General features: G+C 73.1%; 18 protein-coding genes. 8 read left to right on the forward strand and 10 right to left on the reverse strand.

The genetic code is table 11. The annotated features are described in order from the left end of the window. Positions 1 to 31: 31 nt before the first annotated feature. Positions 32 to 1,072, reverse strand: a complete 1,041-nt coding sequence (locus Q0840_RS00510; protein ID WP_298454755.1) for an aldo/keto reductase — start codon at positions 1,070 to 1,072, stop codon at positions 32 to 34. Positions 1,073 to 1,149: 77 nt separating this feature from the next. Here Q0840_RS00510 and Q0840_RS00515 point away from each other — a divergent pair, with 77 nt between their 5' ends. Continuing rightward, positions 1,150 to 1,416, forward strand: coding sequence for a hypothetical protein (locus Q0840_RS00515; RefSeq protein WP_298454758.1), 267 nt, complete (start codon positions 1,150 to 1,152; stop codon positions 1,414 to 1,416). A 96-nt stretch (positions 1,417 to 1,512) separates the two neighbouring features. Here Q0840_RS00515 and Q0840_RS00520 read toward each other — a convergent pair whose 3' ends face one another. Then, positions 1,513 to 5,688, reverse strand: a complete 4,176-nt coding sequence (locus Q0840_RS00520; RefSeq protein ID WP_298454761.1) for an S-layer homology domain-containing protein — start codon at positions 5,686 to 5,688, stop codon at positions 1,513 to 1,515. Positions 5,689 to 6,066: 378 nt separating this feature from the next. On the opposite strand from Q0840_RS00520, the gene Q0840_RS00525 reads away from it, so the two are divergent. The 7 genes from Q0840_RS00525 to Q0840_RS00555 all read left to right on the forward strand — a co-directional run bounded on the left by Q0840_RS00525 (position 6,067) and on the right by Q0840_RS00555 (position 15,048). After that, positions 6,067 to 7,083: a LacI family DNA-binding transcriptional regulator gene (locus Q0840_RS00525; RefSeq protein ID WP_298454764.1), complete on the forward strand. Its 1,017-nt coding sequence runs from the start codon at positions 6,067 to 6,069 to the stop codon at positions 7,081 to 7,083. Positions 7,084 to 7,244: 161 nt separating this feature from the next. Continuing rightward, a complete protein-coding gene (locus Q0840_RS00530; RefSeq protein ID WP_298454767.1) occupies positions 7,245 to 8,534 on the forward strand; it encodes an extracellular solute-binding protein in 1,290 nt (429 codons plus the stop codon). A gap of 98 nt (positions 8,535 to 8,632) precedes the next feature. Next, positions 8,633 to 9,616, forward strand: a complete 984-nt coding sequence (locus tag Q0840_RS00535; protein ID WP_298454770.1) for a carbohydrate ABC transporter permease — start codon at positions 8,633 to 8,635, stop codon at positions 9,614 to 9,616. Then, positions 9,613 to 10,431 (forward strand): carbohydrate ABC transporter permease, encoded by an 819-nt coding sequence (locus Q0840_RS00540; RefSeq protein WP_298454773.1) that lies wholly within the window; start codon positions 9,613 to 9,615, stop codon positions 10,429 to 10,431. Before Q0840_RS00535 ends, Q0840_RS00540 begins: the two co-directional genes overlap by 4 nt. Before the next feature lie 2 nt (positions 10,432 to 10,433). Further along, positions 10,434 to 12,365 carry a glycoside hydrolase family 127 protein gene (locus Q0840_RS00545; RefSeq protein WP_298454775.1) on the forward strand — a complete coding sequence of 644 codons (1,932 nt, stop codon included), beginning with the start codon at positions 10,434 to 10,436 and terminating at the stop codon, positions 12,363 to 12,365. Next, on the forward strand, positions 12,362 to 14,416 hold the full coding sequence (locus Q0840_RS00550) for a TIM-barrel domain-containing protein (RefSeq protein WP_298454778.1): 2,055 nt from the start codon (positions 12,362 to 12,364) through the stop codon (positions 14,414 to 14,416). Before Q0840_RS00545 ends, Q0840_RS00550 begins: the two co-directional genes overlap by 4 nt. Before the next feature lie 170 nt (positions 14,417 to 14,586). Further along, positions 14,587 to 15,048 (forward strand): tRNA (cytidine(34)-2'-O)-methyltransferase, encoded by a 462-nt coding sequence (locus Q0840_RS00555; RefSeq protein WP_298454781.1) that lies wholly within the window; start codon positions 14,587 to 14,589, stop codon positions 15,046 to 15,048. Between the two features lie 61 nt (positions 15,049 to 15,109). On the opposite strand, the gene Q0840_RS00560 is transcribed toward Q0840_RS00555, so the two are convergent. From Q0840_RS00560 to Q0840_RS00595, 8 genes are all read right to left on the reverse strand, one after another. Next, on the reverse strand, positions 15,110 to 16,978 hold the full coding sequence (locus tag Q0840_RS00560) for an ABC transporter ATP-binding protein (RefSeq protein ID WP_298454783.1): 1,869 nt from the start codon (positions 16,976 to 16,978) through the stop codon (positions 15,110 to 15,112). Further along, positions 16,975 to 18,783, reverse strand: coding sequence for an ABC transporter ATP-binding protein (locus Q0840_RS00565; RefSeq protein ID WP_298455504.1), 1,809 nt, complete (start codon positions 18,781 to 18,783; stop codon positions 16,975 to 16,977). Before Q0840_RS00565 ends, Q0840_RS00560 begins: the two co-directional genes overlap by 4 nt. 368 nt (positions 18,784 to 19,151) lie before the next feature. Beyond that, complete coding sequence (locus Q0840_RS00570; protein WP_298454787.1) at positions 19,152 to 20,777, reverse strand: methyl-accepting chemotaxis protein; 1,626 nt, start codon at positions 20,775 to 20,777, stop codon at positions 19,152 to 19,154. A gap of 164 nt (positions 20,778 to 20,941) precedes the next feature. Next, the gene (locus tag Q0840_RS00575; RefSeq protein WP_298454790.1) at positions 20,942 to 23,518 is read right to left on the reverse strand and encodes an ATP-dependent Clp protease ATP-binding subunit; all 2,577 of its coding nucleotides are present in this window, start codon (positions 23,516 to 23,518) and stop codon (positions 20,942 to 20,944) included. 158 nt (positions 23,519 to 23,676) lie between these two features. After that, positions 23,677 to 24,102 carry a D-aminoacyl-tRNA deacylase gene (gene dtd, locus Q0840_RS00580; protein ID WP_298454794.1) on the reverse strand — a complete coding sequence of 142 codons (426 nt, stop codon included), beginning with the start codon at positions 24,100 to 24,102 and terminating at the stop codon, positions 23,677 to 23,679. After that, positions 24,099 to 25,094: an asparaginase gene (locus Q0840_RS00585; protein WP_298454797.1), complete on the reverse strand. Its 996-nt coding sequence runs from the start codon at positions 25,092 to 25,094 to the stop codon at positions 24,099 to 24,101. The genes dtd and Q0840_RS00585 overlap by 4 nt, the downstream gene beginning before the upstream one ends. Beyond that, positions 25,091 to 25,429 (reverse strand): DUF2516 family protein, encoded by a 339-nt coding sequence (locus Q0840_RS00590; protein ID WP_298454800.1) that lies wholly within the window; start codon positions 25,427 to 25,429, stop codon positions 25,091 to 25,093. The genes Q0840_RS00585 and Q0840_RS00590 overlap by 4 nt, the downstream gene beginning before the upstream one ends. 34 nt (positions 25,430 to 25,463) lie before the next feature. Continuing rightward, positions 25,464 to 26,576, reverse strand: a complete 1,113-nt coding sequence (locus Q0840_RS00595; protein ID WP_298454803.1) for an aromatic acid exporter family protein — start codon at positions 26,574 to 26,576, stop codon at positions 25,464 to 25,466. Positions 26,577 to 26,584 lie beyond the last annotated feature (8 nt).

The raw sequence follows: 26,584 nt of genomic DNA on the forward strand, positions 1-26,584 counted from the left end.
GCCGTCCTCCGGGGGTGCCGCACCACTGGCGTCAGCGGGCGGTGCCGTCGACGGCGTGCGGCTCGATGGCGGCCAGCTCGTGGTCGGTCAGCGGTGGGGCGGACAGCGCCGCGACGTTGTCCTCGAGCTGGGCGACGCTGCTGGCGCCGATCAGCGCGGACGTGACGCGCTCGTCCCGCAGCACCCAGGACAGCGCGAGCTGCGCCAGGGACTGCCCGCGGGCCGCGGCGACGTCGGCGAGCGCCCGCGCCCGCGCGAGGTAGGTCTCGTCGATCCGCTCGGGCTTGAGGAAGTGCCCGACGGCGGCGCGCGAGTCGGCCGGGATGTCGCCACCCAGGTAGCGCCCAGTCAGCAGCCCCTGCGCGAGCGGGGAGAAGACGATGGTGCCGATGCCCAGGTCGCCGACGACGTCGAGCAGGCTCTCGGGTCCGCCCTCGCCACCGCCCTGCGGGATCTCGATGTGCCGGTTGAACATCGAGTAGGACGGCTGGTGGATGAGCAGCGGCGTGCCGAGGTCGGCCAGGACACGCGCGGCCTCGCGGGTCTGGGCGGGGCTGTAGTTGGAGATGCCCGCGTACAGCGCGCGGCCGCTGACGACCGCGGTGTGCAGCGCACCCATCGTCTCCTCGATCGGCACGGTGGGGTCCGGCCGGTGGGAGTAAAAGATGTCGACGTAGTCCAGGCCCATCCGCGCGAGCGACTGGTCCAGCGAGCTGAGCAGGTACTTGCGCGAGCCGCCGTCCCCGTACGGCCCGGGCCACATGTCGTACCCGGCCTTGGAGGAGATGACGAGCTCGTCGCGGTACGGGCGCAGGTCGCGGGCCAGGTGCCGGCCGAAGTTGTCCTCCGCCGAGCCGTACGGCGGGCCGTAGTTGTTCGCGAGGTCGAAGTGCGTGACGCCGAGGTCGAACGCGCGCAGCAGCACCTCACGCTGGGTCGACAGCGGCGTGGTGTCGCCGAAGTTGTGCCACAGGCCCAGGGAGAGGGCCGGCAGGTCCAGCCCGCTGCGGCCGGTCCGGCGGTAGCGGATCTGCTGGTAGCGGTCGTCCGCGGCACGGTACGGCGTCGTCATCGGTCAGGATCCTCTCGGGGCGGGAGCGCGGTCAGCGTATCGGCGCGGCGGTCGCACGGCCGGACGGGTCGGTGCTGATGATCTCGACGCGGTCGCGCAGCCGGGTCACGACGGGCGAGTCAGGCGGCGCGTCGGTGATGATGCCCGCCGCGGACCCGAGCGGGATCACCCGGTACGGCGCGGCGGTCCCGACCCTGGGTGGTGGCCTGGAGGACGACGGCGAGGACATCGAGATCCTCGAGCTGACCGTCGACGGGGCGCTGACGATGGTCGGTGACGGACGCATCGTGGACGGCACGACGATCATGCTGCTCCAGTGGCTCGCGCTGAACCGCTCGTCCTGACGCTCCCGCGGGGGCGTGGGGTGAGCCGCCGGACCCCGGGCACGCGGCGACGCCCGGGTGGCAGGACCACCCGGGCGTCGCCGTCGTGCGTCAGGATCAGCCCTGCGCGGCCTCGTCGGCCGTCCGGTGCAGGAAGGCCGCCATCGCCTGGCGGGACACCGCGGCGGCGGGTCGGTAGGTGCCGACCTGGTCGCCGGTGGAGATCCCGGTCTCCTTCATCCAGGTGATCGCCCCGCAGAACGGGTTGACCGGGTGCACGTCGGTGAACGGCGACCCCGCGCACGTCGTCGGGGCGTCCGGGCCCTCGGCGGCGCGGTGGAGGAAGGCTGCCATCGCCTGCCGCGACACGGGCGTCGCCGGGCGGAAGGTCCCGTCGTCGTACCCCGTCGAGATGCCCTCGTCCATGAGCCAGGCGATCTCGCCGCAGAAGGCCGCGTCGGCCGGCACGTCAGCCGCCGCGGCGACGGCGCACGCCGGCGCCTCCTGCTCGCCGGTCAGCAGCCGGTACAGGAAGGCGGCCATCGCCTGCCGGGTGACCGGCCACGTCGGCCGGTAGGTGCCGTCGTCGTAGCCCGTGGTGATCCGCTGCTCGACCAGCCAGCGGATGTCCGCGTGGAACGGGTTGGCCTCGTCCACGTCGCTGAACGACGGGACCGGCGTGACGTCCACCATCGTGCTGCTGAACGGCGCGACGGTGATCCGGTCGACGATCGGCGCGAGCTCCGCACGCAGCGGCAGGCCCGGCCAGTTGTCCTCGGCGTACGTCTCCCCGTCCCAGTTGGGCAGCTCCTCCGAGCGGACGGTCAGGGTGTTGGCGCCCTCCGCCAGGTCGAGCAGCACCGTCCGCTCCCAGAAGTTGTTCCGGTGGAACGTCGGCACGAACATCACCCGCTGCGCCTGGCCACCGTTGACCGAGATGTCCGCGTGGCGGCCCATCGGGTTCGGGTTGTAGTGGGTGGCCGGGACCTGCTCGGGGTTGGAGAACCGGATCGTCACCCCGTGCAGGCCGGCCGTGGCCGCCTCGACGTCGATGGTCAGGGTGTTGTCGTTGCCCGGGTCTCCCCCGATGCCGTCGACCGCCTGGCCACCGCTGGCGAGGGAGAGGTCCACGACCGCCGCCGAGCCGTTCACGTCGCCGTCCTCGGCCTCGTAGCTCGTCGTGGGCAGGGCACCCGTGGTCGGCTCGACCAGGAGCCGGTCGACGGCGACGGTCGAGGCGGCGACGCCCGAGACGACGACCTTGTTCACGCCGCCGTACAGGTACACCGACACCGTGGTCGTCCCCTCGACGTCGACGACGTCGTGGTCGTTCACGGCCAGGGTGCCGCGCCCGTCGCCCACCGTGTCGACCGTCAGCGTGTTCTCGCCCTCCTGCTCGGAGTAGACCCAGAAGGTCAGCCTGTCGCCCTCGGACACGTCGGCGACGCCGGCCCCGGAGACGTCGGCGGACGCCGGTACGTCGTAGCGGGCCTCGGCACCGAAGGGCTCGGCGAGCTCGGCCTCGTAGACCTGCTCGGCCGCGGCCGGGTTCGCCTTCGCCAGCACGATGCGGTCGATGAGCGCGTCACCGGTCGTCGACCGGCTCCCGTCCAGGCTCTGCGCCGCCAGCGAGATGGTGTGCGTGCCGGCCGTCAGCTCGACGGTCGTGTCGGCGTGGTCCCAGACCACCCACTTGTAGGCCAGCGGCAGGTGGATCTCCTGCTCGGCCTCGCCGTCGACCCGGACGAAGATGTTCGTCGGACCGTTCGCCTGCACCGCAGGGAACGTGTTGAGCGTGTTCGCGAAGACCTGGAGGTCGTAGACGCCGTCCTGCGGCACCTCGACGGTGAAGTCCAGGACGCCGTCGGACCCGGTCCGCAGGCCCCCCACGTCGTAGAAGCCGGAGGTGAAGAACCCGCCGACGTTCGACGGGCTGCCCTCGGGACCGTTGCGGCTGTAGCCGGAGCCGGAGTACTCGGCGTCCTCGGCCTCGTACGACTGCTCGACGACAAGCGGGGCCACCGACGTCGTCTGCCCCGTCCCGGCGGGGCTGACGAAGATCTCGTACGCCGAGGACTCCTCGAGCGCCGGCAGCGTCGCGCCGCCGAAGTCCAGGGCGACGGTGCCGTCGACCACGTCGGCGGTGTACTCCGTGACGTGCTGCGGCTGCGGGGAGTCACCGAGCTGGCCGGTCCACGGGATCTCGCGGACGGTCACCCGCACCTCGTCACCGAACACGTCGGCCGGGACGTCGTCGACCTCCACGTAGGCCTTGCCGCCCTTGCCGCCGATGAGGGCCTGCGCCAGGGCGCGGTCCTCGTCGAGCGTGGCGACGCCCTGCAGGGTGTAGCTCTCACCGGGCTGCGGCGGGGTCACCTCGACCGTGTGCCCGGTCATGCTGCTGTAGGCGTTGTAGAGCCACCACTGCCCGTTGCCACGGTTGGTCTGGACGGCGGAGTCGGCGAGGTTCCCGTTCATGTTCCAGAACGCGATCATCGCCTCGATCTTCGACTCCTCGATCGCCGAGATCCACTGGATCATCTGGCCGGGGACCGAGGTGTGGTAGTTGAAGGCGTACTCGTTGACGTTGACCGGGAGCTCGGTCCCCTCGAGGTCGGTGCCGGCGAGCACCTCGGCCTCCATCGCCCGGTACCGCGCGACGGACTCGCGCACGCGCCCCGGGTTGCTGAGCTCGTGCCAGGTGATGATGTCCGGCAGCGTGCCGGCCTCGATCGTGTGCTCCATGAAGCCGCGGACCTGGTCGAACAGCTGGCTGGTGCCCGGCCCGGCGATCTCCACGCCGGGCAGCGTCGCCGTGATCAACCCGTGCGCGTGGTCCCAGGCGGTGAAGTAGTCGGCGGGCTCGTCCAGCCAGCTGGTGCCGTCCAGGCTCCACTCGCCGGTCCCGAACATGTTGCCCTCGGGCTCGTTGAACGGCTCGATCACCACGTTGTCCGTCAGGTCGGGCCGCTCGGCGAGCAGGTCCGCGATCTGGTCGAGCTGGGTCTGCATGACGTCCCAGTAGCCCGCGAGCTTCTCCTCGGGGGTGTCGCCGGGCCACTGGTACGGGAAGCCCCGGTACCAGTCGGTGGTGCGGACGTAGACCTTGCCGTCGGTGGTGCGCGCGAGCTGGCCCAGCACCTCCAGGGCGTCGGAGCCGGGGTGCTGCGACCCGTCCTGGCCCTTCGTGGCGACGGTGCGCAGACCGAAGCCCTCGATGAGGTTGTCGCTCGGCATGCCGTCGGCGTAGAGCCCGTAGAGCACGCCCGAGGCGCCGCCCATGAACTCGCCCGTGTCGGTGCCGAGGTCGATGCTCAGCTCGCCCTCGCGGACCACCGTCACGGTGGCCGTCACGGGGCTGCCGGCCGCCGTGCCGCCGACCGTGAACTGCCCCTGGGCGGCGTAGTCGTCGGGGTCGACCGCATCCCAGACGACGGGGACCTCGCGGTCGTAGCCGTCGGAGAAGGAGCCCAGGATCGTGGCCGGGAGCGCCGGTGCGGCACCGATCGCGGTCCGCAGGTCGAACGTGGTCGCGCTCAGGTCGGTGACCACCGGCGCGTCACCGGGGACGAGCTGGTCGACCTGCTCGGCGGTCAGAGCGGTGTGGAACACCTGGAAGTCGTCGACGGCACCGTCGAAAAGCGGGTCACCGTAGAAGGACCGGCCGACGTAGCCGGCGCTCTCGGCCGCGGCGGTCAGCAGGTCCGCGGCCGACGTCGTGGCGGTGGTCGAGGCGACCGCGACGCCGTCGAGGTAGGTGGTGAGCCGGTCGGCGTCGTCGTCCAGGGTCACCGTCACGGTGCGCCACTGCTCGGCCGGCAGGGCGCCGGACCCGGTGACCTGGGCCTCGCCACCGCCGCCCGAGCGGGTCAGCGCGGTCCGCAGCCGCCCGTCGCCGTTCGACGGCGTCGAGAACAGGTAGCGCGTGGTGTCGGTCCCGAGGGCGTACATCCACTGCCACGCACCGCCGCTGCCGTCCCAGCGCGCCCGGATCGACACCGTCAGGTCCGTCGCCCCGGCGAGCACGTCCCGGGGCAGCCGGACGTAGGCCCCGGTGGTCGGCTGCCCGCCCGGCAGGACGAGAGCGTCCCCCTCGGCCCCGGCCACGGACGTCGCGGTCCCGGCGTTGACGAGCGTGCCGTCCCGGCCTGAGCCGCTGCTGTCCACGACGACGCCCGACGCGGGATCGTCGTCGAAGGTGTAGTGCACGGCCGGCTGCGGGAGGTCCCCGCCCACCACCGCCACGGCCGCCGAGCCCAGCCCACCCACGAGCAGAGCGCCGGTCGCACCCACCGCCGCACATCGCCGGCCCACGGAGCTGCCTGCCCGCGGGCGCGGTCGTTCTTCCGTCAGCGTCATCGCTGTCCCCTCACTGGTCGCACGCGCAGCGGGCGGACCCCCCTGCGGCGCAGCGTGTGGCACCACGACACCGTGGCGCCCCCACCGTCGAACCGGTTCGACGCACGGCGAGCATGCGGCGGTCGAGACGGGTTCGGGGGTGAGATGCGCCACCATGCGCGCCGCCGGAGGCCCGTGTCAAGGGCCACCGGCGGGCTCATGAGCCGGCGCGACCGGCGGCCGGGAGCCGGGTTTACGAGCACCGCACCCAGCCGCTAGTGTCGAACCGGTTCAACCGCTCGACAGCCCGACGACGGGAGCGAAGGAGGCATCGTGGCCACCATCGGAGACGTGGCACGCGTCGCCGGCGTGTCCCGCAGCACGGCGTCGTACGCGCTGTCCGGCAAGCGGTCCATCTCGGACGAGGTCCGCCAGCGCGTCATGGCGGCGGTCGGCGAGCTCGGCTACACACCGAACGCCGGCGCCCGCGCCCTGGCCACGTCGCAGACCATGGTCATCGGCCTGCTCGCCCAGTTCCTCCCCGACGAGTTCGCACCGGCGATGCTGCAGTACATCCTCGGCATCTCGGACAGCGCCCGCGAGCTGGGCTACGACGTCCTGCTGGTCACCGAGGAGGACGGGACACGCGCCCTCAAGCGCATCACCGACTCGCGCATGGTCGACGGCGTCGTGCTGCTCAACGTCGCCGAGGACGACGAGCGGCTGCCGATCCTGCGAACGGCGAGCCAGCCCGGTGCCCTGGTCGGCCTGCCCGGCGACTGCACCGGGGTCGACGTGTTCGACCTCGACTTCGAGGAGGCCGGCCGGGTGATGGTGGAGACCCTGCACCGGCTGGGCCACCGTGAGCTCGTCCTGGTCTCGCAGCCCGAGCACGTCGTCGAGCGCGGCGGCGCCTACGTGTGGCGCCTGCAGAACGCCGCGACGGAGCAGGCGGCGCTGCGCGGGATGGTGCTCCACACGGCGTTCGGCGCCGCGCAGCAGCCCGAGGTCGGCCGCCAGCTCCACGCACTGCTGGACGCACATCCCCGGGCCACGGGGCTGCTGCTGAACAACGAGGCGGCCGCGGCGGCACTCCCCTCCGTGCTCACCGAGCGCGGGCTGCGGGCACCGCAGGACCTGTCCGTCATCGGCCGCTACTCCGACGCCTTCGCCCGGACCTTCTCGCTGCCCTACTCCTCGATCGAGAGCGCGCCGGACCGGCTGGGCCGGATGGCCGTGCGACAGCTCGTCGACCGCATCGAGCGCAAGGCGCGCGCCGGTCCGCACGTCGTGCGGTTCATCTCCCCCGAGCTCGTCGACCGCGGGAGCACCGCCGCACCCCGGTCCTGACCGCGGCCGGATCCACCAGGACGGTCGTCCCCGGACCCGGCGCCACCGACCACCTCGACCACCCGCACGACACGCAATGCCCCGCACGTGCTCCCGCCTGCGAGGCGAACCGGTTCGACACAGACCCGCCCCCGAATGTCACCACTTCAAGGAGGAATGTCGTGAAGCGTCTCACCCTTCCCATCCGCACCCTGCCCAGGCTCAGCCTGCCCGTCCGCGGCCTGGCTGCCGTGGGCGTGCTCACCCTCGGCCTGACCGCCTGCTCCTCCGGCGGCACCGAGGGCGGCGCCGGCGGCGACGGAGCCACGGACAGCACGTTCACGTGGTGGGACCCCTACCCCCAGCACGACGACTCGTCCGACTGGGCGCAGCGCGTCCAGGCGTGCGGCGACGAGGCCGGCGTCACCATCGAGCGCACCGCCTACGACACGACCGCGCTGACCAACCAGGCCCTGCTCTCCGCGCAGGAGGGCACCTCGCCGGACGTCATCCTCATCGACAACCCCGCCGTGTCGACGCTGGCCGACACCGGGATGCTCACCACGATGGGTGAGCTCGGATTCGAGACCGACGCGTTCGACGAGAACCTGCTCGCCGCCGGCGTCGTCGACGGCGAGACCTACGGCATCCCGATCGGGGCCAACACGCTCGCGCTGTACTACAACAAGGCCATCCTCGACGCAGCAGGCGTGGACCCGGCGTCCATCACCGACTGGGCGAGCCTGGACGACGCGCTGGCCAAGGTCGCCGCCACGGGCAACAAGGGCATCACGTTCGCGGGCATCGGCACCGAGGAGGGCTCGTTCCAGTTCCTGCCGTGGTTCTGGGGCGCGGGGGCCGACCTCACCGCGCTGGACTCGCCCGAGGCCGTGGAGGCGCTGTCGCTGTGGAAGGGCTGGCTCGACGCCGGCTACGCCCAGCAGTCCGCCATCAACAACTCCCAGAACACCACCTGGGAGGAGTTCCTGACCGGCACCTTCGCCTTCGGCGAGAACGGGACCTGGCAGGTCAACAGCGCGGCGGAGGCCGACTTCGAGACCGGCTACATCCAGATCCCGGCGGTCGACGGCGGCGGCGCCCCGGCGCCCACGGGCGGTGAGTTCATCACCGCCCCGGTCCAGGACGACGAGGCACGCTACGAGACGACGTCGCAGATCATCGAGTGCATGACCACGCCCGAGGGCCTGGTCGAGACGGCGAACACGTTCGCCTACTACATCCCGCCGACGGAACCCGGTCAGGAGGCGCTGCTCGAGGAGCACCCCGAGCTGCAGACCTGGGTCGACGCCGTCCGGGACGCCAAGGGGCGCACGAGCGACGACCTGGGCACCGACTACCCGGTCATCTCCGAGCAGCTGTGGACGGCGGTGCAGAACGCCCTGTCCGGCGCCATGTCCCCCGAGGAGGCTCTCTCGGCCGCCCAGCAGGCCGCCGAGTCCGCCACGAGCTGACCCCTCGACCGGCGCCCCGGCAGGAGCCCTCGGCATCCCGCCGGGCCCTGCGGGGCGCCGAGCAGACCTGACCACCACGACCTCACCTGGATGACGTCATGAGCACGACCTCCACCCCGGTCGGGAGCACGGGCACGCCCGGGGGGGCGTCCGGCACCGCACCGGTCGTCGCCCCCCCGAGGCGGTCGCCCCGCCCCCGCGCCCGCTCCAACCGGTGGGCCGCGGCGGCCTTCGCGGCGCCGCTGCTGATCTACATGCTGGTCTTCTACGTGTTCCCGCTGTACCGCAACCTCGAGCTGAGCCTGCACGACTACACCGTGCGCGCCTTCGTCCAGGGCGACGCGCAGTTCGTGGGGCTCGAGAAGTACCGCGAGATCATCACCTCGGCCACGTTCGCGCCGGCCGTGCGCAACACGGTGGTGTTCGTCGTGGTGTCGCTGATCTTCCAGTACGCCCTGGGCCTGGCGCTGGCGGTGTTCTTCCGCAACAACTTCCGCCTGTCCGGCCTCCTGCGGGGCATGTTCCTCATCCCGTGGCTGCTGCCGCTGATCGTGTCGGCGTCCACCTGGTCGTGGATGCTCAACAGCGACAACGGGATCGTGAACTCGGTGCTCGCGGCGTTCGGCGTCGGCCAGATCAACTGGCTGACCTCGCCGACGATGGCGATCTGGTCGGTCACGATCGCCAACATCTGGCTGGGGATCCCGTTCAACCTCGTCATCCTGTACTCGGGGCTGCAGAACATCCCCGGCGACGTGTACGAGGCCGCGTCCCTGGACGGCGCCAACGGCTGGCAGCAGTTCTGGCGGATCACGTTCCCGCTGCTGCGACCGGTCTCGGCGATCACGCTGCTGCTGGGGTTCGTCTACACGCTCAAGGTGGTCGACGTGATCTGGATCATGACCAACGGCGGGCCGGCCAACGCGTCGACCACCCTCGCCGTGTGGTCCTACCGGGAGGCCTTCGGAACCGGCCAACCCGACTTCTCGCCGGCCGCCGCCGTCGGCAACGTCCTCATCCTCGTCGCCCTCGCCATCGGCCTGCTCTACCTGCAGCTGCAGCGCCGTCAGGAGAAGTCATGAGCACCACGCGCACCTGGTGGAAGACCGCGCTCGGCGTCCTGTTCACGGCGCTGATGCTGTTCCCGGTCTACTGGATGGTCAACGTCTCGCTGACCCGGACCAACGACCTGCGGCTCGACCCCCCGCAGTGGTTCCCCGTCGACCCCACCTTCGACGGCTACGCCAACGTGATGGCACAGCAGCTGCCGGCACTGGGCACCAGCCTGCTGGTAGGGCTCGGCTGCGTCGCGCTGACGCTGCTGATCGCCGCACCGGCCGGCTACGCGATCGCGATCCTGCGCCTGACCGGGCGCGGGCCGCTGAACTTCCTGCTGCTGGTCGCCCAGATGATCCCGGCCGTCGTGATGGCGATGGGGTTCTACGCCATCTACGTCCGCCTGGGTCTGCTGAACTCGGTCGGCGGGCTCATCGTCGCGGACTCCACCATCGCGGTGCCGTTCGCGGTCCTGCTGTTCAGCGCCTTCATGGCCGGCATCCCGCGCGAGCTCATCCAGGCTGCGACGATCGACGGCGCCGGCCCGTGGCGGGTCTTCCGGTCGATCGTGCTGCCGGTGAGCCGGAACTCGGTGCTGACCGTGTCGCTGTTCGCGTTCCTGTGGGCCTGGTCGGACTTCATCTTCGCCTCGACCCTGGACCGCAACGGCGACCTCATCCCGGTCACGCTGGGCATCTACAAGTACATCGGCAACAACACCACGGAGTGGAACTCGATCATGGCGACCGCCGTGGTCGCCTCCGTCCCCGCGGCGATCCTCCTGGTCGTCGCCCAGCGCTATGTCGCCGCCGGGGTCACCGCCGGCGCTGTGAAGGACTGAACATGACTCACGAGCTCCTCGACGCCGCCGTCGGGCAGGCCACCGCGCGTCCCGTCGTGCCCGCCGCGGGCGTCCGCCGCGGTGCCGGTGCGGGCGAGGTCCGCCTGGACGGCGGCTTCTGGGGCGACCTGCAGGGCGCCAACGCGCGCGCGTCGCTGCGGCACTGCCTGACCTGGATGGAGCGGCTGGGCTGGCTGGCGAACTTCGACCGGGTCGCCGAGGGCGCCACCGGGGCCGAGCGCCCCGGGTGGCAGTTCTCCGACTCCGAGGTCTACAAGCTCATGGAGGCCCTTGCGTGGGAGTACGGGCGGACCGGCGACGCCGACGCCGACGGGCTGCTCGAGGAGCTCACCGCCCGGGTCGCCCGCGCCCAGGACGCCGACGGCTACCTCAACACGTGCTTCGGCCACGCCGGTCAGCGGCCGCGGTACTCCGACCTGGAGAGCGGGCACGAGCTCTACTGCACGGGTCACCTGCTCCAGGCCGCCGTCGCCGTCCACCGCACCGGTGCGCCCGGCGGCCTCGTGCCGATCGCGCGCCGCGCCGCCGACGAGGTCTGCCGCACTTTCGGCGCCGGCGCGCGCGAGGGCATCTGCGGACACCCCGAGATCGAGGTCGGGCTCGCCGAGCTCGGCCGAGCGCTCGACGAGCCGCGCTACCTCGAGCAGGCCCGCCTCTTCGTCGAGCGTCGGGGCCGCGGCCTGCTCGCCCCGATCGCCCTCCTGTCGCCCGCCTACTTCCAGGACGACGTCCCGGTCCGGGAGGCCGACGCCTGGCGGGGCCACGCCGTGCGCGCGCTGTACCTCACGGCCGCGGCCGTCGACGTGGCCGTCGACACCGGCGACGCCGAGCTGCTCGCGGCGGTCGAGCGCCAGTGGGAGCGGTCCGTCGGGCGCCGCACCTACATCACCGGCGGGATGGGCTCGCGCCACCAGGACGAGGGGTTCGGCGAGGACTGGGAGCTGCCGCCGGACCGCGCCTACTGCGAGACGTGCGCCGGCGTGGCCTCGGTCATGGTCTCCTGGCGCCTGTACCTGGCGACCGGTGACGTGCGGTACGCCGACCTCGTCGAGCGCACGTTCTACAACGTCGTGGCCACGTCGCCCCGGTCCGACGGTCGGGCGTTCTTCTACGCCAACCCGCTCCAGCAGCGGGTGGCCGGCACCGACGTCCTGGAGGACGCCGAGAACGCGCGTGCCGAGGGCGGCGTCCGCGCGCCCTGGTTCGACGTCTCGTGCTGCCCGACGAACGTGGCCCGCACCCTCGCCACGTGGCACACCTACGCCGCGGCCGTGGAGGGCGACACCGTCTCCCTGCTGCAGTACGCGGCCGGTGAGGTCGACGTGGAGCTGCCCGGTGGTGACCGGGTGGTCCTGCGGGTCACCACCGGCTACCCCGTGGACGGGGACGTCGCGGTCGAGGTGGTCAGCGCGCCGGACCGTCCGCTGACGCTGCGGCTGCGGGTGCCGCACTGGGCGTCCGGCGCCGTCCTGGACACCGCCGACGGGACGTCCGCGGTGGAGCCGGGCTGGGCCGACGTGCCCGACGTCGTCGCCGGCCGGCGCGTGACGCTGCGCCTGCCGGTCGAGCCGCGGTTCACCTGGCCGGACCCGCGGATCGACGCCGTCCGCGGCTGCGTCGCCGTCGAGCGCGGCCCGGTCGTGCTGTGCCTGGAGTCGACCGACCTGCCGGCCGGCGTCGGGCTCGACGACGTCCGGCTCGACGCCGGGGTGGAGCCGGTCACCGACGGGGACGGTGCCCGGGTGCGGGTGCGCGCGACCCCCGCGGTCGAGAGCCCCTTCCCGTACGGCGGCCGGCCGGCCGTCGCCACCGCCGGTGACGCGCACGACGTCCGGATGGTCCCGTACCACCAGTGGGCCGAGCGGGAGCCGTCGACCATGCGCGTGTTCGTCCCGACGCTGCCGGCGTCGTGACCGGCCCCGGGACCGGCGAGGCGACCTCGGCCTTCACGGTCGACGGCGCCCGGGTGGTGTGGCGCGGCGGCGGGGAGGTCCTCGTCGTCGAGCCGTGGGGCGCCGACAGCGTGCGCGTGCGGGCCACGCTCAAGCGCGACGTCGAGGACACCGACTGGGCGCTGCTGCCGCCGGACGCCACACCGGCGACGGTGAGCGTCCGCGGGGAGACCGCGACGCTCGTCAACGGACGGCTGCGCGTGGTCCTGGAGCACACCGAGAACCTGCAGGAGGTCGTCGGCCACCGCGTGTTCCGGTGCGAGGTCTCGTTCTGGGACCACGTCGAGGACCGACTGCTGTTCCGCGAGCTCGGGACCGGCGGGTCGCTCAACCTGCGCGCCCGTGCGCTGCGCCCGCACCTCGGCGGGGACCTGGAGGTGACCGCGTCGTTCGAGCCGGTCCCGGGCGAGAAGCTCTACGGGATGGGCCAGTACCAGCAGCACGTGCTGGACCTCAAGGGCTGCACGCTCGAGCTCGCCCACCGCAACTCCCAGGCCAGCGTGCCGTTCCTGCTGTCCAGCGCCGGGTACGGCTTCCTGTGGCACGACCCGGCCATCGGCCGCGCCACCTTCGCGACCAACCGGACGGAGTGGGTCGCGGGGCACACCCGTCAGCTGGACTACTGGGTGACCGCCGGACCGACCCCGGCCCGCATCGCCTCGGCGTACGCCCGCGCGACCGGGCACGCTCCCCCGATGCCCGAGCACGGGCTCGGCTTCTGGCAGTGCAAGCTGCGCTACTGGAACCAGGGGCAGCTCCTGGACGTGGTGCGCGAGCACAAGCGCCGCGGTCTGCCGATGGACGTCGTCGTGGCCGACTTCTTCCACTGGCCGCGCATGGGTGACCTGCGGTTCGAGGACGAGTTCTGGCCCGACCCGACCGCCATGGTCCGCGAGCTGCGGGAGCTCGGCGTCGAGCTCATGGTCTCGGTCTGGCCCCAGGTGTCCGTCGAGTCGGAGAACTACGCCGAGTTCGCCCGGGACGGGCTGCTGGTGCGCAGCGAGCGCGGGATCGACGTCCAGATGGCGTTCGAGGGTCCGAGCGCCTTCCTCGACATGACCGACCCCCGCACCCGTGAGCGGCTGTGGCAGACCTGCCGGCGCACCTACGGCCGGCACGGGATCCGGCTGTTCTGGCTCGACGAGGCCGAGCCCGAGTACGGCGTGTACGACTTCGACAACTACCGCTACCACCTGGGGCCCAACGCGCAGGTCGGCAACATCTACCCCCAGCTGTTCTCACGCGCCTTCTTCGACGGGCAGCGAGCCGACGGCCACGACGCGGTCGTCAACCTCGTGCGGTGCGCCTGGGCGGGCAGCCAGCGGTACGGCGCTCTGGTGTGGTCCGGTGACATCTCCTCCACCTTCGACGACCTGCGCCGGCAGATCACCGCGGGGGTCCACATGGGGGTCGCCGGCATCCCGTGGTTCACCACGGACATCGGCGGCTTCCACCGCGGCGACGGTCGCGACCCCGCATTCCGCGAGCTGCTGGTGCGGTGGTTCCAGTTCGCCACCTTCTGCCCGGTCATGCGCCTGCACGGCGACCGGCTGCCGTACGAGGAGGTTCGCGCCGCCGACGGCTCGCGTCGCCTGCGCAGCGGGGGCCCCAACGAGCTGTGGAGCTTCGGCGAGGAGGTGTTCGAGGTCCTCGCCGACCTGGTGCACCTGCGCGAGACGCTGCGTCCCTACACGCGCGCGGTCATGGACGAGGCGCACACCCACGGGCAGCCGGTCATGCGGGGGCTGTTCCACGAGTTCCCCGACGACGGCCGTTGCTGGGACGTCGACGACCAGTACCTGTTCGGACCGGACCTGCTCGTGGCCCCCGTGCTCGCGGCGGGTGCCACGAGCCGCGAGGTCTACCTGCCGACCGGTGCTCGCTGGACCGACCTGCGGGACGGCCGGACGTACGACGGCGGTCAGCAGGTCCAGGTACCGGCTCCGCTCACCTCGGTCCCGGTGTTCGCCCGCGACGGCAGCCACGGCGACCTCGTCGGCCGACTGCGCTGAGCTGGTCCGGACGTCACCCGCCACAGCACCCCTACCCCTGCCCAGTGCGACGTTCCGGACCTCTCAGCACGCCGGAAAGGTCCGGAACGTCACGCTCGGCATGGGGTGGGGTGGGCTGATGCGCAGGCCGTCATGGCACGCGGTCCCGGGACCGGTGGGACGATCGGGCCGTGGTCCGCATCCTCTTCTTCGAGCCCCGCATCCCCCAGAACACCGGCAACGCGATCCGGCTCGCCGCCGTGACGGGTGCCGAGCTGCACCTGGTCGAGCCGCTGGGCTTCGACCTGTCCGAGCCCAAGCTGCGCCGCGCCGGCCTGGACTACCACGACCTCGCTCACGTCGAGGTGCATCCGGACCTCGCCGCGGCGTGGGCCGCGTTCGGTGACGCGCGCGTGCTGGCGTTCACCACCCGCGCGGACACCGTCTACACCGACGTGGCGTACCGGCCCGACGACGTGCTGCTCTTCGGGCCCGAGCCCACCGGGCTGCCCGAGGAGGTCCTCGCCGACCCCCGGGTGGCGGACCGGGTGCGCATCCCGATGCTGGCCGGGCGGCGCTCGCTGAACCTGACCAGCTCGGCGTCGATCGCGGTGTACGAGGCCTGGCGCCAGCTCGGCTTCACCGGGGCCTGAGCGACGACGCCCGGTCGGACGGCGGCGGCCACCGGGCCGGCGCGCTGCCGGCGCGCCGCCCTCAGACGAGCGAGTCGCGCCACGCGGCGTGCATGGCGGCGAACCGGCCGTCCCCGCCCACCAGCTCGGCCGGCGAGCCGTCCTCCACGACGCGCCCGTCCGACATCACCAGGACCCGGTCGGCGATCGCCAGCGTCGACAGCCGATGGGCGATGATCACCGCGGTGCGGTCGGCGAGCAGGGTCTGCAGGCCCTGCTGCACGAGCCGCTCCCCGGGGATGTCCAGCGAGCTGGTGGCCTCGTCGAGGATGAGCACGGCCGGGTCGGCGAGGAACGCGCGCGCGAAGGAGATGAGCTGTCGCTGCCCGGCCGAGACGCGGCCGCCGCGCTTGTTGAGGTCGGTGTCGTAGCCGTCCGGCAGCTCCAGGACGAAGTCGTGCGCGCCGACGGCCCGCGCCGCCCGGACCACCTCCTCGTCGGTCGCGGTGGGCTTCGCCAGGGCGATGTTCTCCCGGACGCTGCCGGAGAACAGGTACGCCTCCTGCGTCACCATGACCACCGCCCGGTGCAGGTCGGCCGAGGAGATGTCGCGCAGGTCCACGCCGTCGAGCGTCACCCGGCCCTCGCTGACGTCGTAGAAGCGGGACAGCAGCTTGGCCAGCGTGCTCTTGCCCGAGCCGGTCTCGCCGACCACCGCGACCGTCTGACCCGCCGGGACGTCCAGCGTGAGGTCGGGCAGGACGAGCTCGCCCTGCCCGTACCGGAACGCGACGTGGTCGTAGCGCACCGCGCCGGCCACGTGCGGCATCGGCACGGGACGGACGGGCTCGCGGATCGAGGGCTCCTCCTCGAGCAGGCCGGAGATCTTCTCTAGCGCGGCCGCGGCGGACTGGAAGGCGTTGTAGAACATCGCCATCTGCTGGACCGGCTGGAAGAAGCGCTTGGTGGCGAGGACCACGGCGAGCAGCACGCCGACGTCCATGGTCCCGTCGAGTACCCGCAGGCCGCCGGCGGCCAGGACCGCGGCGACCGTGAGGTTGCCGATGATGACCAGGCCGGGGTCCAGCACGCCGTTGAGCCCCATCGCCCTGGCGTTCACCGCCCGGTAGTCCTCGGTGAGCTCGGCGTAGGTCGCGTTGTTGGCGGGCTCGCGCCGGAACGCCTGGACGGCGCGGATCCCGGTGACGGTCTCGACGAAGTTGACGATCAGCCGCGCCGAGGCCACCCGGGTGATGCGGTAGTACAGCTGCGAGCGCTTCCGGAACCACCTCGTCAGCAGGTAGACCGGCCCGACCGCGACGCCCAGGATGAGCCCGCTGCGCCAGTCGAGGGCGAACAGCGTGATGGCGGTGAACGCCATGAACAGCGCGCCCTGGACCAGTGCGGTGAGCCCCGAGTCGAGCAGCTCGCGGACGGCCTCGAGGTCCGAGGTCTGCCGGGAGATGATCCGACCCGACGTGTAGGACTCGTGGAACTCCAGGCTCAGCCGCTGGGTCTGGCGGAACACCCGCCGGCGCAGGTCCAGCAGCACCGCCTGGCTCACCCGGGCGGCCACCCGGATGTAGCCGGCGGTGCACGCCCCGGCGACCAGGGCCGCCAGCACGTAGGCCCCGCCGATCAGCGCGATCCGGCTCGGGTCGCCGTCCCGCGCGGCGGGCAGGCCGGCGTCGATGCCGAGCGCGATCAACGGTGGTCCGGCCACCCGGGCTGCTTGCGCGAGGACGACGAGCGTCACCGCGAGCGCGAAGTCCGGTCGCCGGGACTCCAGCAGGGACGACAGCAGCCGCAGCGAGCGGCGGCGGATGCTGCGGGACTGCCCCCGGTCGGGGTCGGTGTTGTCCTCGTCGGCGACGCCGAAGCCTGCGGCCGCCTGCGGGTCGCGGCGGGCGGCGTCGGCCATCTCCACCGCGGACACCCGAGGTGCGCTCATCGCTGCACCCGCGCCATCTGCTCGCTCTCCTCCAGGCTCGAGATCACGTGCCGGTAGTGGTCGTGCGTCGCGAACAGCTCCGGGTGGGTGCCGACCGCGCTGATCCGACCGTCCTGCAGCACCGCGACCCGGTCCGCGAGCGCGACCGTGGACGGCCGGTGCGCCACCACCAGCGTCGTGGTGCCCTCGACCTCCTGGCGCAGAGCCTGGGTCACCAGCTCCTCGGTCGAGACGTCCAGGGCGGACAGCGGGTCGTCCAGCACGAGCACGCGGGGCCGGGCGGCGATCGCGCGGGCCACCGCCAGGCGCTGACGCTGCCCGCCGGACAGCGCCAGGCCCTCCTCGCCGATCTGGGTCTCGACGCCCTGCGGCAGGTCGTGGACGAACCCGGCCTGCGCCACGGTGAGCGCCCGGTCCAGGTCGGCGTCGGTGCGCGCGGACGGCGGCGCCCCGAGCAGCACGTTGGCGCGCACCGTGTCCGAGAACAGGGTCGCGTCCTCGAAGGCCACCGCGACCAGGCTGCGCAGGTCGCTGCGCGCCATGTCGCGCACGTCGACCCCGTCGATCCGCACGCTGCCGGCCGTCACGTCGGTCAGGCGGGGGACCAGCATGGCGAGCGTCGTCTTGCCCGACCCGGTCAGCCCGACCAGCGCCATGGTCTCCCCCGCGCGCACGTCCAGGTCGACGCCGTCGAGCACGTCCCGGGCTCCGGCCGCACCGAGGGCGTCCGCGGACTCGGCGTGGTCCCCGGACCGCCGGTCACCGTGGGCGAAGTGCACCCCGCAGAAGGTCAGCGCCCCGCGCGCGGTGACCCGGCCGTCGGCGTCCCGCGGCAGGGGCGCCGGCTCGGTGGGGTCGGCGACGTCGTTGGCGGTGTCGAGGACCTCGACGTGCCGGTCGACGGCGGTCCTGGCGGTCAGCGTCATCGACAGCAGCTGCCCCACCTGCTCGACCGGGGCGTTGACCACCGACGCCGTCGCGAAGAACGCGACCAGGGCACCGACGTCGATGTCGCCCTGGGCCACCCGGAACACGCCCCAGAACAGGCAGACGCCCAGGACCACCTCGGGGATCGTCGACAGCGAGAACGAGATCGCGGCGAGCGCGCGGGCCTTGTGCAGCTCCGTCGAGCGCAGGGTGTCGGCCTGCTGCGCGAACCCCTCCAGCGCGTGACCGCCGCGGCCGAACGCCTTGAGCACGCGGATGCCGTGCACCGACTCCTCCACGGTGGTCGCCAGGTCACCGGCCTGGTCCTGGCTGCGCCGCGAGATGACGCGGTACCGCCGGGAGAACCGGAAGCTCAGGACGACGACCGGCACCGCTCCGAGCAGGTACAGCACGCCGAGCGGCCCGCCCAGGGAGATCATCAGCGCCGCGCCGACCAGGATCGTCGTGGTGTTGACGACGAGCATGACGATCCCGAAGGACAGCCACCGGCGCAGCAGCCCCAGGTCGGACATCGCGCGGGACAGCAGCTGACCTCCGGGCCAGCGGTCGTGGAAGGAGACCGGCAGGTCCTGCAGGTGCTCGAACAGCCGGCGGCGCAGGCGCGCCTCGACGTGCGTGCCGGGCACGAGGATGAACGCGCGCCGGGCGAAGATCAGGACCGCCTCCAGGACGCCCAGGCCCACCACCACCGCGACCGCACGCCACAGACCGGACCGGTCGCCGGTCCGCGCGTCCAGGAGCGTGGCGTCCACCAGGTGCTCGAGGACCTGGGGGACCGCGAGCGCCGCGAGGCTCGCACCGAGGGCGCACAGCATCCCGGCCACCAGCCGCGGGAGCACGGGGCGGACGACCGGCATCAGGCGCCGGAAGCTGGCGAGCGTGCTGACGACGGGTGCGCCGGCGTCCGAGCCGGTGCGGGTGCCGGTGCGGGTGCCGGTGCGGGGGTGGGGACGGTCGGCGGGGCGGTCCGAGGTGGGCATGAGGGGGCGTCGAGCTCCACGTCCGTGCTGGGAGGGTCCGGTGGTGGCCGGCCGGTGGGCTGCCGGCGGGCCGGGCTCGCACCCGAGGGTCGCCTGCAGCGTCCGACGGTAGACCGGTGCGGCGGCGGGGGCCCGCCGAGAGCCGCCCCCACCGCGACCGACGCCGCGCCACCGCCCCGCCGCGCTGCCACGCCGCGGCCCCGGGCCGACGACCGGCCGACCCGGGCCCTCGCCCGGCCGACGGCTCACAGGCGGAAGCGCCCGACCAGCCCCTCCATCTGCGACGCCATCTGGGACAGCTGCTCGGAGGCGTGCGAGGCCGAGTCGGCACCCTCGGTGGCACCGCGTGCGGCGGTCGCCACCGCGTGGACGGAGTGCGCGATGGCGTCGGCACCCCCGGCCGCCTCGACCACGTTGCGGGAGATCTCCGTGGTGGTCGCGGTCTGCTCCTCGACGGCGGCCGCGATCGTCGACTGGAAGTCGTTGATCCGCGCGATGGTCTCGGAGATGCGACCGATGGCCGCGACCGCCTCGGCGGTGTCCCCCTGGATCGCGGTGATGCTGCGGGCGATGTCCTCGGTGGCGCGTGCCGTCTCCTGCGCGAGCTCCTTGACCTCGGCCGCGACGACGGCGAACCCCTTGCCGGACTCACCGGCCCGGGCCGCCTCGATCGTGGCGTTCAGAGCGAGCAGGTTGGTCTGCTCGGCGATGGAGGTGATGAGGCCCACGATCGCGCCCACCTGCGCCGACGACGCCCCGAGCCGGGTCACCGTCTGCGTGGTCGAGAGCGCCTCGTCCACCGCGTGCCCCGCGACCCGGGCGGCCTCGGCGGCGTTGGTGGCGATCTCCTGGATGGAGGCGCCCATCTGCTCCGCGCCGGCCGCGACGGTCTGCACGTTGCCCGACACCTGACCGGCCGCGGCCGAGACCGCCTCCGCCTGGCCGGCGGACTCCTGCGCCGCGCGGGACAGGTCCGACGACGTCCCGCGCAGCTCCTCGGCAGCCCCGGACAGCTGCCTGACGTTGCCGCTCATCGTGGCCATCGACGCCCGCAGGGACGCGCGGGCCTCCTCCAGGGAGCCGGCCATCTGACCGACCTCGTCACCCGAGGCCACCGTGGTCGCGGTGGACAGGTCACCGGCGGCGAGGCGGCGCAGCCCGTCCTGGAGCCGGCCGAGGGACCCGGTGACGCCGCGCGCGACGAGCACGGCGGTGGTCAGGCCGATCGCGATCCCGACCACCAGCAGCACGATGCTCAGCGTCCGCGCACCGTCGTACGCATCGGCAGCAGCCGCGGCGCTCTGCGCCGCCTGCGCGTCCTCGCTGTCGATGATGTCGCCGAGCGTGCTGCTGACGCTCTCGGCCAGCGGTGCGACGGCCGAGTTGTTCGTCGCGAGCCAGCCCTGCCCGTCCTGCTGCTCGACGTAGGGCGCGAGCAGCCGCTCGACGCCGTCGACGTACTGCCCGAGCGCGACCCGCACCTGCTCCACGCGCTCCGCGTCCTGCGCGGTGACGCCCGTGGCCAGGTAGGCGTCGAGCTGGTCGTCGAACGTCTGCTGCAGGTCCGTGTACTCCTGCGCCGTGGCGGCGGCGTCGGGTCCGTCGCCGGCCAGGTAGATGTCGCGGACGCTGAGCGACAGGCTCTTGCGCGTCACCGACAGCGCGTTGAGGGCCTTGATGCCCTGGATGTTGCCCTCGTACATGTCCTGGCTGCGCTGCGCGCTCGCGCTGAGCTCGGACAGGCCGACCAGGCCGATCACCAGGGCGACGAGGGCACCGACGAGGGCGGGGGTGAGCACCTTCTGCCGGATGGAGCGACGTGACCACCAGCTCAGCCGGTGGTCGTGACGGGCGATGGACTGCTGCGACATGGGGCACCTCGGGACGGGTCGGGGGCAGCCCGCCGGTGGGCTGCGCCCTCCCCATCGGTTGCCCAGAGCGACATCTGACCCGTGCGCCGCAGATGTCTGCCCCGGACGCACGAGGGCCCGGACCCGCTGGCAGCGGATCCGGGCCCCGTGAGGCTTCGGCGCGGTCAGCCGAGCTGCGGCATCACACCCGCGTCACCCGACGCCGAGGCCGGCGGTGCGGGCGGGACGTCGGTGCCCGAGCCGGGCGTGCCCGCGGCGCCGATGCCCACCGGCTCGAAGGTCCGGTCACCCTTGGGCTCACCGCGGAAGGTGAACTCCCCGAGCAGACCCTCGCCGACGGCGTCGACGACGACCTTCTGGCCCGCGTGCAGCTCGCCGAAGAGGATCTTCTCCGAGAGCTGGTCCTCGATGTCGCGCTGGATCGCACGGCGCAGCGGACGCGCACCGAGCACCGGGTCGTACCCCTTCTCCGACAGCAGCTTCTTGGCGGCCGGCGTGAGCTCGATCTGCATGTCCTTGTCCGCGAGCCGCAGGTCGAGCTTGCTGATCATCAGGTCGACGATCGCGAAGATCTCGGGCTGCGACAGCTGCGGGAACACCACGACGTCGTCCACGCGGTTGAGGAACTCGGGCCGGAAGTGCTGCTTGAGCTCGTCGTTCACCTTGGCCTTCATGCGCTCGTACGACGTCGACAGGTCGCCGCCGGCCTGGAACCCGGTCTGCACGCCCTTGGCGATGTCCCGGGTCCCGAGGTTGGTCGTCATGATGATCACGGTGTTCTTGAAGTCGACCACCCGACCCTGGGAGTCGGTCAGGCGACCGTCCTCGAGGATCTGCAGCAGCGAGTTGAAGATGTCCGCGTGCGCCTTCTCGACCTCGTCGAAGAGGACGACCGAGAACGGCTTGCGCCGCACCTTCTCGGTGAGCTGACCGCCCTCGTCGTACCCGACGTAGCCGGGGGGCGAGCCGAACAGCCGCGAGACCGTGTGCTTCTCGGAGAACTCGGACATGTCGAGCTGGATCAGCGCGTCCTCGTCGTCGAACAGGAACTCCGCCAGCGCCTTGGCGAGCTCGGTCTTCCCGACGCCGGTGGGGCCGGCGAAGATGAACGAGCCACCGGGACGCTTCGGGTCCTTGAGCCCGGCCCGCGTGCGGCGGATCGCCTGGGACAGCGCCTTGATGGCCGCCTCCTGGCCGACGACCCGCTTGTGCAGCGACTCCTCCATGTGGAGCAGGCGCGAGCTCTCCTCCTCGGTGAGCTTGAACACCGGGATGCCGGTCGCGATGGCGAGCACCTCGGCGATCAGGTCCTCGTCCACCTCGGCGACGGAGTCCAGGTCACCGGACTTCCAGGCCTTCTCCTTCTCGACCCGCTTCAGGCCGAGCTGCTTCTCGGTGTCGCGCAGGCGGGCGGCCTTCTCGAAGTCCTGCTCGTCGATGGCCGACTCCTTGTCGCGGCGTGCCTCGGCGATCTGCTCGTCGAGGTCACGCAGCTCCGGCGGAGCGGTCATCCGGCGGATGCGCAGCCGCGCACCGGCCTCGTCGACCAGGTCGATCGCCTTGTCCGGCAGGAACCGGTCGTTGACGTACCGGTCGGCGAGCGTCGCCGCCGCCACCAGGGCGCCGTCGGTGATCGAGACGCGGTGGTGCGCCTCGTACCGGTCGCGCAGACCCTTGAGGATCTCGATGGCGTGCTTGAGGTTCGGCTCCGAGACCTGGATGGGCTGGAACCGGCGCTCGAGGGCGGGGTCCTTCTCGACGTACTTGCGGTACTCGTCGAGCGTCGTGGCCCCGATGGTCTGCAGCTCGCCGCGGGCCAGCATGGGCTTGAGGATGCTGGCCGCGTCGATCGCGCCCTCGGCGGCACCCGCCCCGACGAGGGTGTGGATCTCGTCGATGAACAGGATGATGTCGCCGCGGGTGCGGATCTCCTTGAGGACCTTCTTCAGCCGCTCCTCGAAATCACCGCGGTAGCGGGACCCGGCGACGAGCGCACCGAGGTCGAGGGTGTAGAGCTGCTTGTCCTTGAGCGTCTCGGGCACGTCGCCGCGCACGATGTCCTGCGCGAGGCCCTCGACGACCGCGGTCTTGCCGACGCCGGGCTCGCCGATGAGGACGGGGTTGTTCTTCGTGCGGCGGGACAGCACCTGCATGACCCGCTCGATCTCCTTCTCGCGCCCGATGACGGGGTCGAGCTTGGTGTCCCGAGCGGCCTGGGTCAGGTTGCGACCGAACTGGTCCAGCACCGCGGACCCGGCGGGCTGGCCCTCGGCGGGGCCGCCGGCCGCGACCGGCTCCTTGCCCTGGTAGCCGGACAGCAGCTGGATGACCTGCTGGCGCACGCGGTTGAGGTCGGCGCCGAGCTTGTTGAGGACCTGGGCGGCGACGCCCTCGCCCTCGCGGATGAGGCCGAGCAGGATGTGCTCGGTGCCGATGTAGTTGTGGCCGAGCTGCAGCGCCTCGCGCAGCGAGAGCTCCAGCACCTTCTTGGCGCGCGGGGTGAACGGGATGTGGCCGGACGGGGCCTGCTGGCCCTCGCCGATGATCTCCTGCACCTGCGAGCGGACGGCGTCGAGCGAGATCCCCAGGGACTCCAGCGCCTTGGCTGCGACGCCCTCACCTTCGTGGATGAGGCCCAGGAGGATGTGCTCGGTGCCGATGTAGTTGTGGTTGAGCATCCGCGCCTCTTCCTGGGCGAGGACGACCACCCGGCGGGCTCGGTCGGTGAATCTCTCGAACATGTGCACTCCTCACGAGCGGCGTGCAGCCGGGCGTGGGAGCCCGACCTGGGTCTGCGTGTTGCCCAGGCTAACCGCGGGCACCGGCCCGTACTGCCCGTGTTCGCCGCAGGCGTGACGGCCCCCGGCGGGGCGTCACGGTTCGGTCACGACGGCGGCGCTCAGGCCTCGAGGAGCAGGGTGACGGGCCCGTCGTTGACCAGCTCGACCGCCATGTCGGCACCGAACACGCCCGTCGCGACGGTCAGCCCCCGGGCCCGCAGCGCCTGGACGACGGCGGTCACGACCGGCTCGGCGACGGGGCCGGGGGCGGCGGCGTTCCAGGTCGGGCGCCGGCCCTTGCGGGTGTCCCCGAGCAGGGTGAACTGGCTGACCACGAGCACCGGCGCGCCGGCCTCGGCGGCCGACCGCTCGCCGCGCAGGACGCGCAGCTCGGCGACCTTGCGGGCGATGGTCGCGACCTGCGCGTCGCCGTCGTCGTGCCCGACGCCGAGCAGCACCACCAGGCCCGGCTCCGTCAGCTCGCCGACGACGGCGCCGTCCACGGTGACCGACGCCCGGGTCACCCGCTGGACGACCGCCCTCATCGACCGGCCCGCGCGGCGTCCTCGGGGCCGAACGTGGGCAGCACCGCGCCGACCGGTCGCCCGTGCCCGAGGACCGGGGTCCGCGCGACGGCACGCAGGGCCTCGCCGTCGGCGCCCGCGACCGCCAGGGCCGCCCCGAGGACCGCGGCCCGCGGCCGGTCCCCGCCGTCGAGCACCTTGAAGGCGACCGCGGCGCCGTCGGGCAGGCCCGCGCCGTAGACGCCGTCGGCGCCGTCCTTGGCGACCAGCCCCGGCACGGCACGCATGACGCGGGTGACGTCGCGGCCGGCGCCGCCCACGAGGTCGGGATGCGCCGACATCGCGGCGGCGACCCGGGCGGGGGCCCCACCGGGCGCGCGGCGCGGGGCGGCGGCGATGGTGGCGAACGCGCGTGCCAGGCCGCTCAACGTCGTGGAGAACAGCGGGGCGCCGCACCCGTCCACCGTGGCGTGGTCGACGGCCACGCCGGTGAGGGCCTCGACACCGTCCCGGACCGCCCGCTGCAGCGGGTGCTCGGGGGCCAGGTAGTCGGCCGTGGGCCAGCCCGCGGCGACGCACGTGGCGAGCATCGCGGCGTGCTTGCCCGAGCAGTTCTGGACGACCGGCTGCGGGCCCCGGCCCGCGCGCTGCCAGTCCAGCGCGGCGGCGGCGTCCAGCGGGAGGGTCGGGGTGTTCTGCAGATCCGTCTCGGACAGCCCCGCGCCGGCCAGCACCGAGCGCACCACGTCGACGTGGACGGGCTCACCGGAGTGGCTCGCGCACGCGAGCGCGAGCGCGGCACCGTCGAGGTCGAGGCCCGCGCCGAGCAGCGCGACCGCCTGCAGCGGCTTGAGCGACGAGCGCGCCCACAGCACGACGTCGGGGTCCCCCAGGGCGAGCCGGACGTCCCCGTCCGGCCCGAGGACGACGAGGTGGCCCAGGTGCACCGACTCCACCAGCTCCCCGCGCGTCACCCGCGCGAGCGGGACGGCGCGGGTGGCGACGTCGGTCACCAGCCACCGCCGCGCGACGGCGGCGTACCCCGCCCGCGCCCGCCGCGGCCGCCGGAGTACGGCTTGACCGCCGGCCGCACGTCGGCGAGGTACACGCCCGCGGCGACCGCGGCGATGATCACCAGGAAGCCACCGAGGCCCAGCGGCGGCAGGGCGATGAACGAGACGGCGGTCGCGGCGCCGGTCACCACGAGCCAGAACGTCTTCGTCCGCTTGCCGGCGCTCACGAACGCCGAGGCGGGGCGGACGGCGGCGTCGAGCAGCGCCCAGGCGGACAGCACGAAGACGACCAGGTACAGGGCGATGTAGACGAGCGTCTGCGCGGTGGCGATCACGGGCCGAGCCTACGAGACGCCCCGGGGGGCGGCGTCAGATCTCCGGCAGCAGCGCCCGCGCCGCCGCCGGGTCCTCGCCCGCGACCTCGAGCAGGTCGACCACCAGGGATCTGAGCAGCAGCACCAGGCTCTGCACCTGCCAGTCGTCCGGCGCCAGTGCGAACGGGTCCAGCCGCCGCCCGATCTCGCCGAGCCGGCCGCGCGCCCCGTCGAGCCCGATCCCGGCGCCGAACGCCTCGGACAGCCGCTCGGTGGCCGCGGCCACCTCGTGGACGACGACCGCGAGCTCGTCCAGGTCGTGCGGCCCGGTGGCCAGGGTGACCGACCGGCGCGCGAGCACGCGCGCGTTGCGCAGCGCCCGGTCGCCCAGCGCGGACGCCGTCTGCAGGGCGGTGAGCTCGGTCCGGTAGCGCAGCCAGCGCGGCGAGACGCGGGCCATGTCCCGCGCTCCGAGGGCGACCGCACGCCACTCGTCGAACGCCGGCTGGGACGCGCGCCCGCGCAGCAGCGCGTCCTCCAGGTCGTCGGCGTCACGCCCGCGCAGGCCGCGCACCAGCTGGTCCAGGGTGGCGGCGAGCTCGAGCAGCGCCGCCCGGGCCGCGCGGCGGGGCAGCCGGCGGGGGTCGCCGGGCGTGAGCGCCGCGACGGCGACCGCGACCGCGCCACCGACGAGCGCGTCGGTCCACCGGCCCAGGGCGCCGCCGCTGGCGACCGAGGCGGGCAGCCCGACCACGACGACCGCCTGCACGCCGGCCTGGGTCGCGAGCATGCCGCCGCGGTCCAGGAACCGGCCGACGGAGGCCGCGAGCACGAGCGCGAGCCCGATCTGCCACCACCCGCTGCCGATGACGTGCGCGAGCAGGTCTCCGAGCCCGACGCCGATCGCCACCCCGATGGCCAGCTCGGCCACCCGGCGCAGCTGGCGGGTCTGGCTGAACCCGAGCGCGATCCACGCCGAGACCGGGGCGAAGAACGGGTACGGGTGGTCCAGGCCGTAGCGGGCGATCGCGTACGAGCCACCGGCGGCCACGCCGGCCTGGAGGATCGCCAGCGCGGAGCCGCGTACCCGCGACGCGCCCTGGCGGACCCGCGAGCGCAGCCGCACCGCCCGGCGCCGCGACGCCGGGACGGGCTGGGCCGTGCTCATCGTCTGCT

Origin of the sequence: uncultured Cellulomonas sp. (genome assembly GCF_947494015.1) — a bacterium.
In the GTDB taxonomy this organism is placed as follows: domain Bacteria; phylum Actinomycetota; class Actinomycetes; order Actinomycetales; family Cellulomonadaceae; genus Pengzhenrongella.

What these genes read in the sequence shown, in the direction of transcription:
- dtd (WP_298454794.1), bottom strand. Translation starts at nt 24,102, where the DNA reads ATGAGGGCGGTCGTCCAGCGGGTGACCCGGGCGTCGGTCACCGTGGAC.
- Q0840_RS00575 (WP_298454790.1), bottom strand. Translation starts at nt 23,518, where the DNA reads ATGTTCGAGAGATTCACCGACCGAGCCCGCCGGGTGGTCGTCCTCGCC.
- Q0840_RS00515 (WP_298454758.1), top strand. Translation starts at nt 1,150, where the DNA reads ATGATCTCGACGCGGTCGCGCAGCCGGGTCACGACGGGCGAGTCAGGC.
- Q0840_RS00570 (WP_298454787.1), bottom strand. Translation starts at nt 20,777, where the DNA reads ATGTCGCAGCAGTCCATCGCCCGTCACGACCACCGGCTGAGCTGGTGG.
- Q0840_RS00510 (WP_298454755.1), bottom strand. Translation starts at nt 1,072, where the DNA reads ATGACGACGCCGTACCGTGCCGCGGACGACCGCTACCAGCAGATCCGC.
- Q0840_RS00540 (WP_298454773.1), top strand. Translation starts at nt 9,613, where the DNA reads ATGAGCACCACGCGCACCTGGTGGAAGACCGCGCTCGGCGTCCTGTTC.
- Q0840_RS00560 (WP_298454783.1), bottom strand. Translation starts at nt 16,978, where the DNA reads ATGAGCGCACCTCGGGTGTCCGCGGTGGAGATGGCCGACGCCGCCCGC.
- Q0840_RS00565 (WP_298455504.1), bottom strand. Translation starts at nt 18,783, where the DNA reads ATGCCGGTCGTCCGCCCCGTGCTCCCGCGGCTGGTGGCCGGGATGCTG.
- Q0840_RS00535 (WP_298454770.1), top strand. Translation starts at nt 8,633, where the DNA reads ATGAGCACGACCTCCACCCCGGTCGGGAGCACGGGCACGCCCGGGGGG.
- Q0840_RS00545 (WP_298454775.1), top strand. Translation starts at nt 10,434, where the DNA reads ATGACTCACGAGCTCCTCGACGCCGCCGTCGGGCAGGCCACCGCGCGT.
- Q0840_RS00595 (WP_298454803.1), bottom strand. Translation starts at nt 26,576, where the DNA reads ATGAGCACGGCCCAGCCCGTCCCGGCGTCGCGGCGCCGGGCGGTGCGG.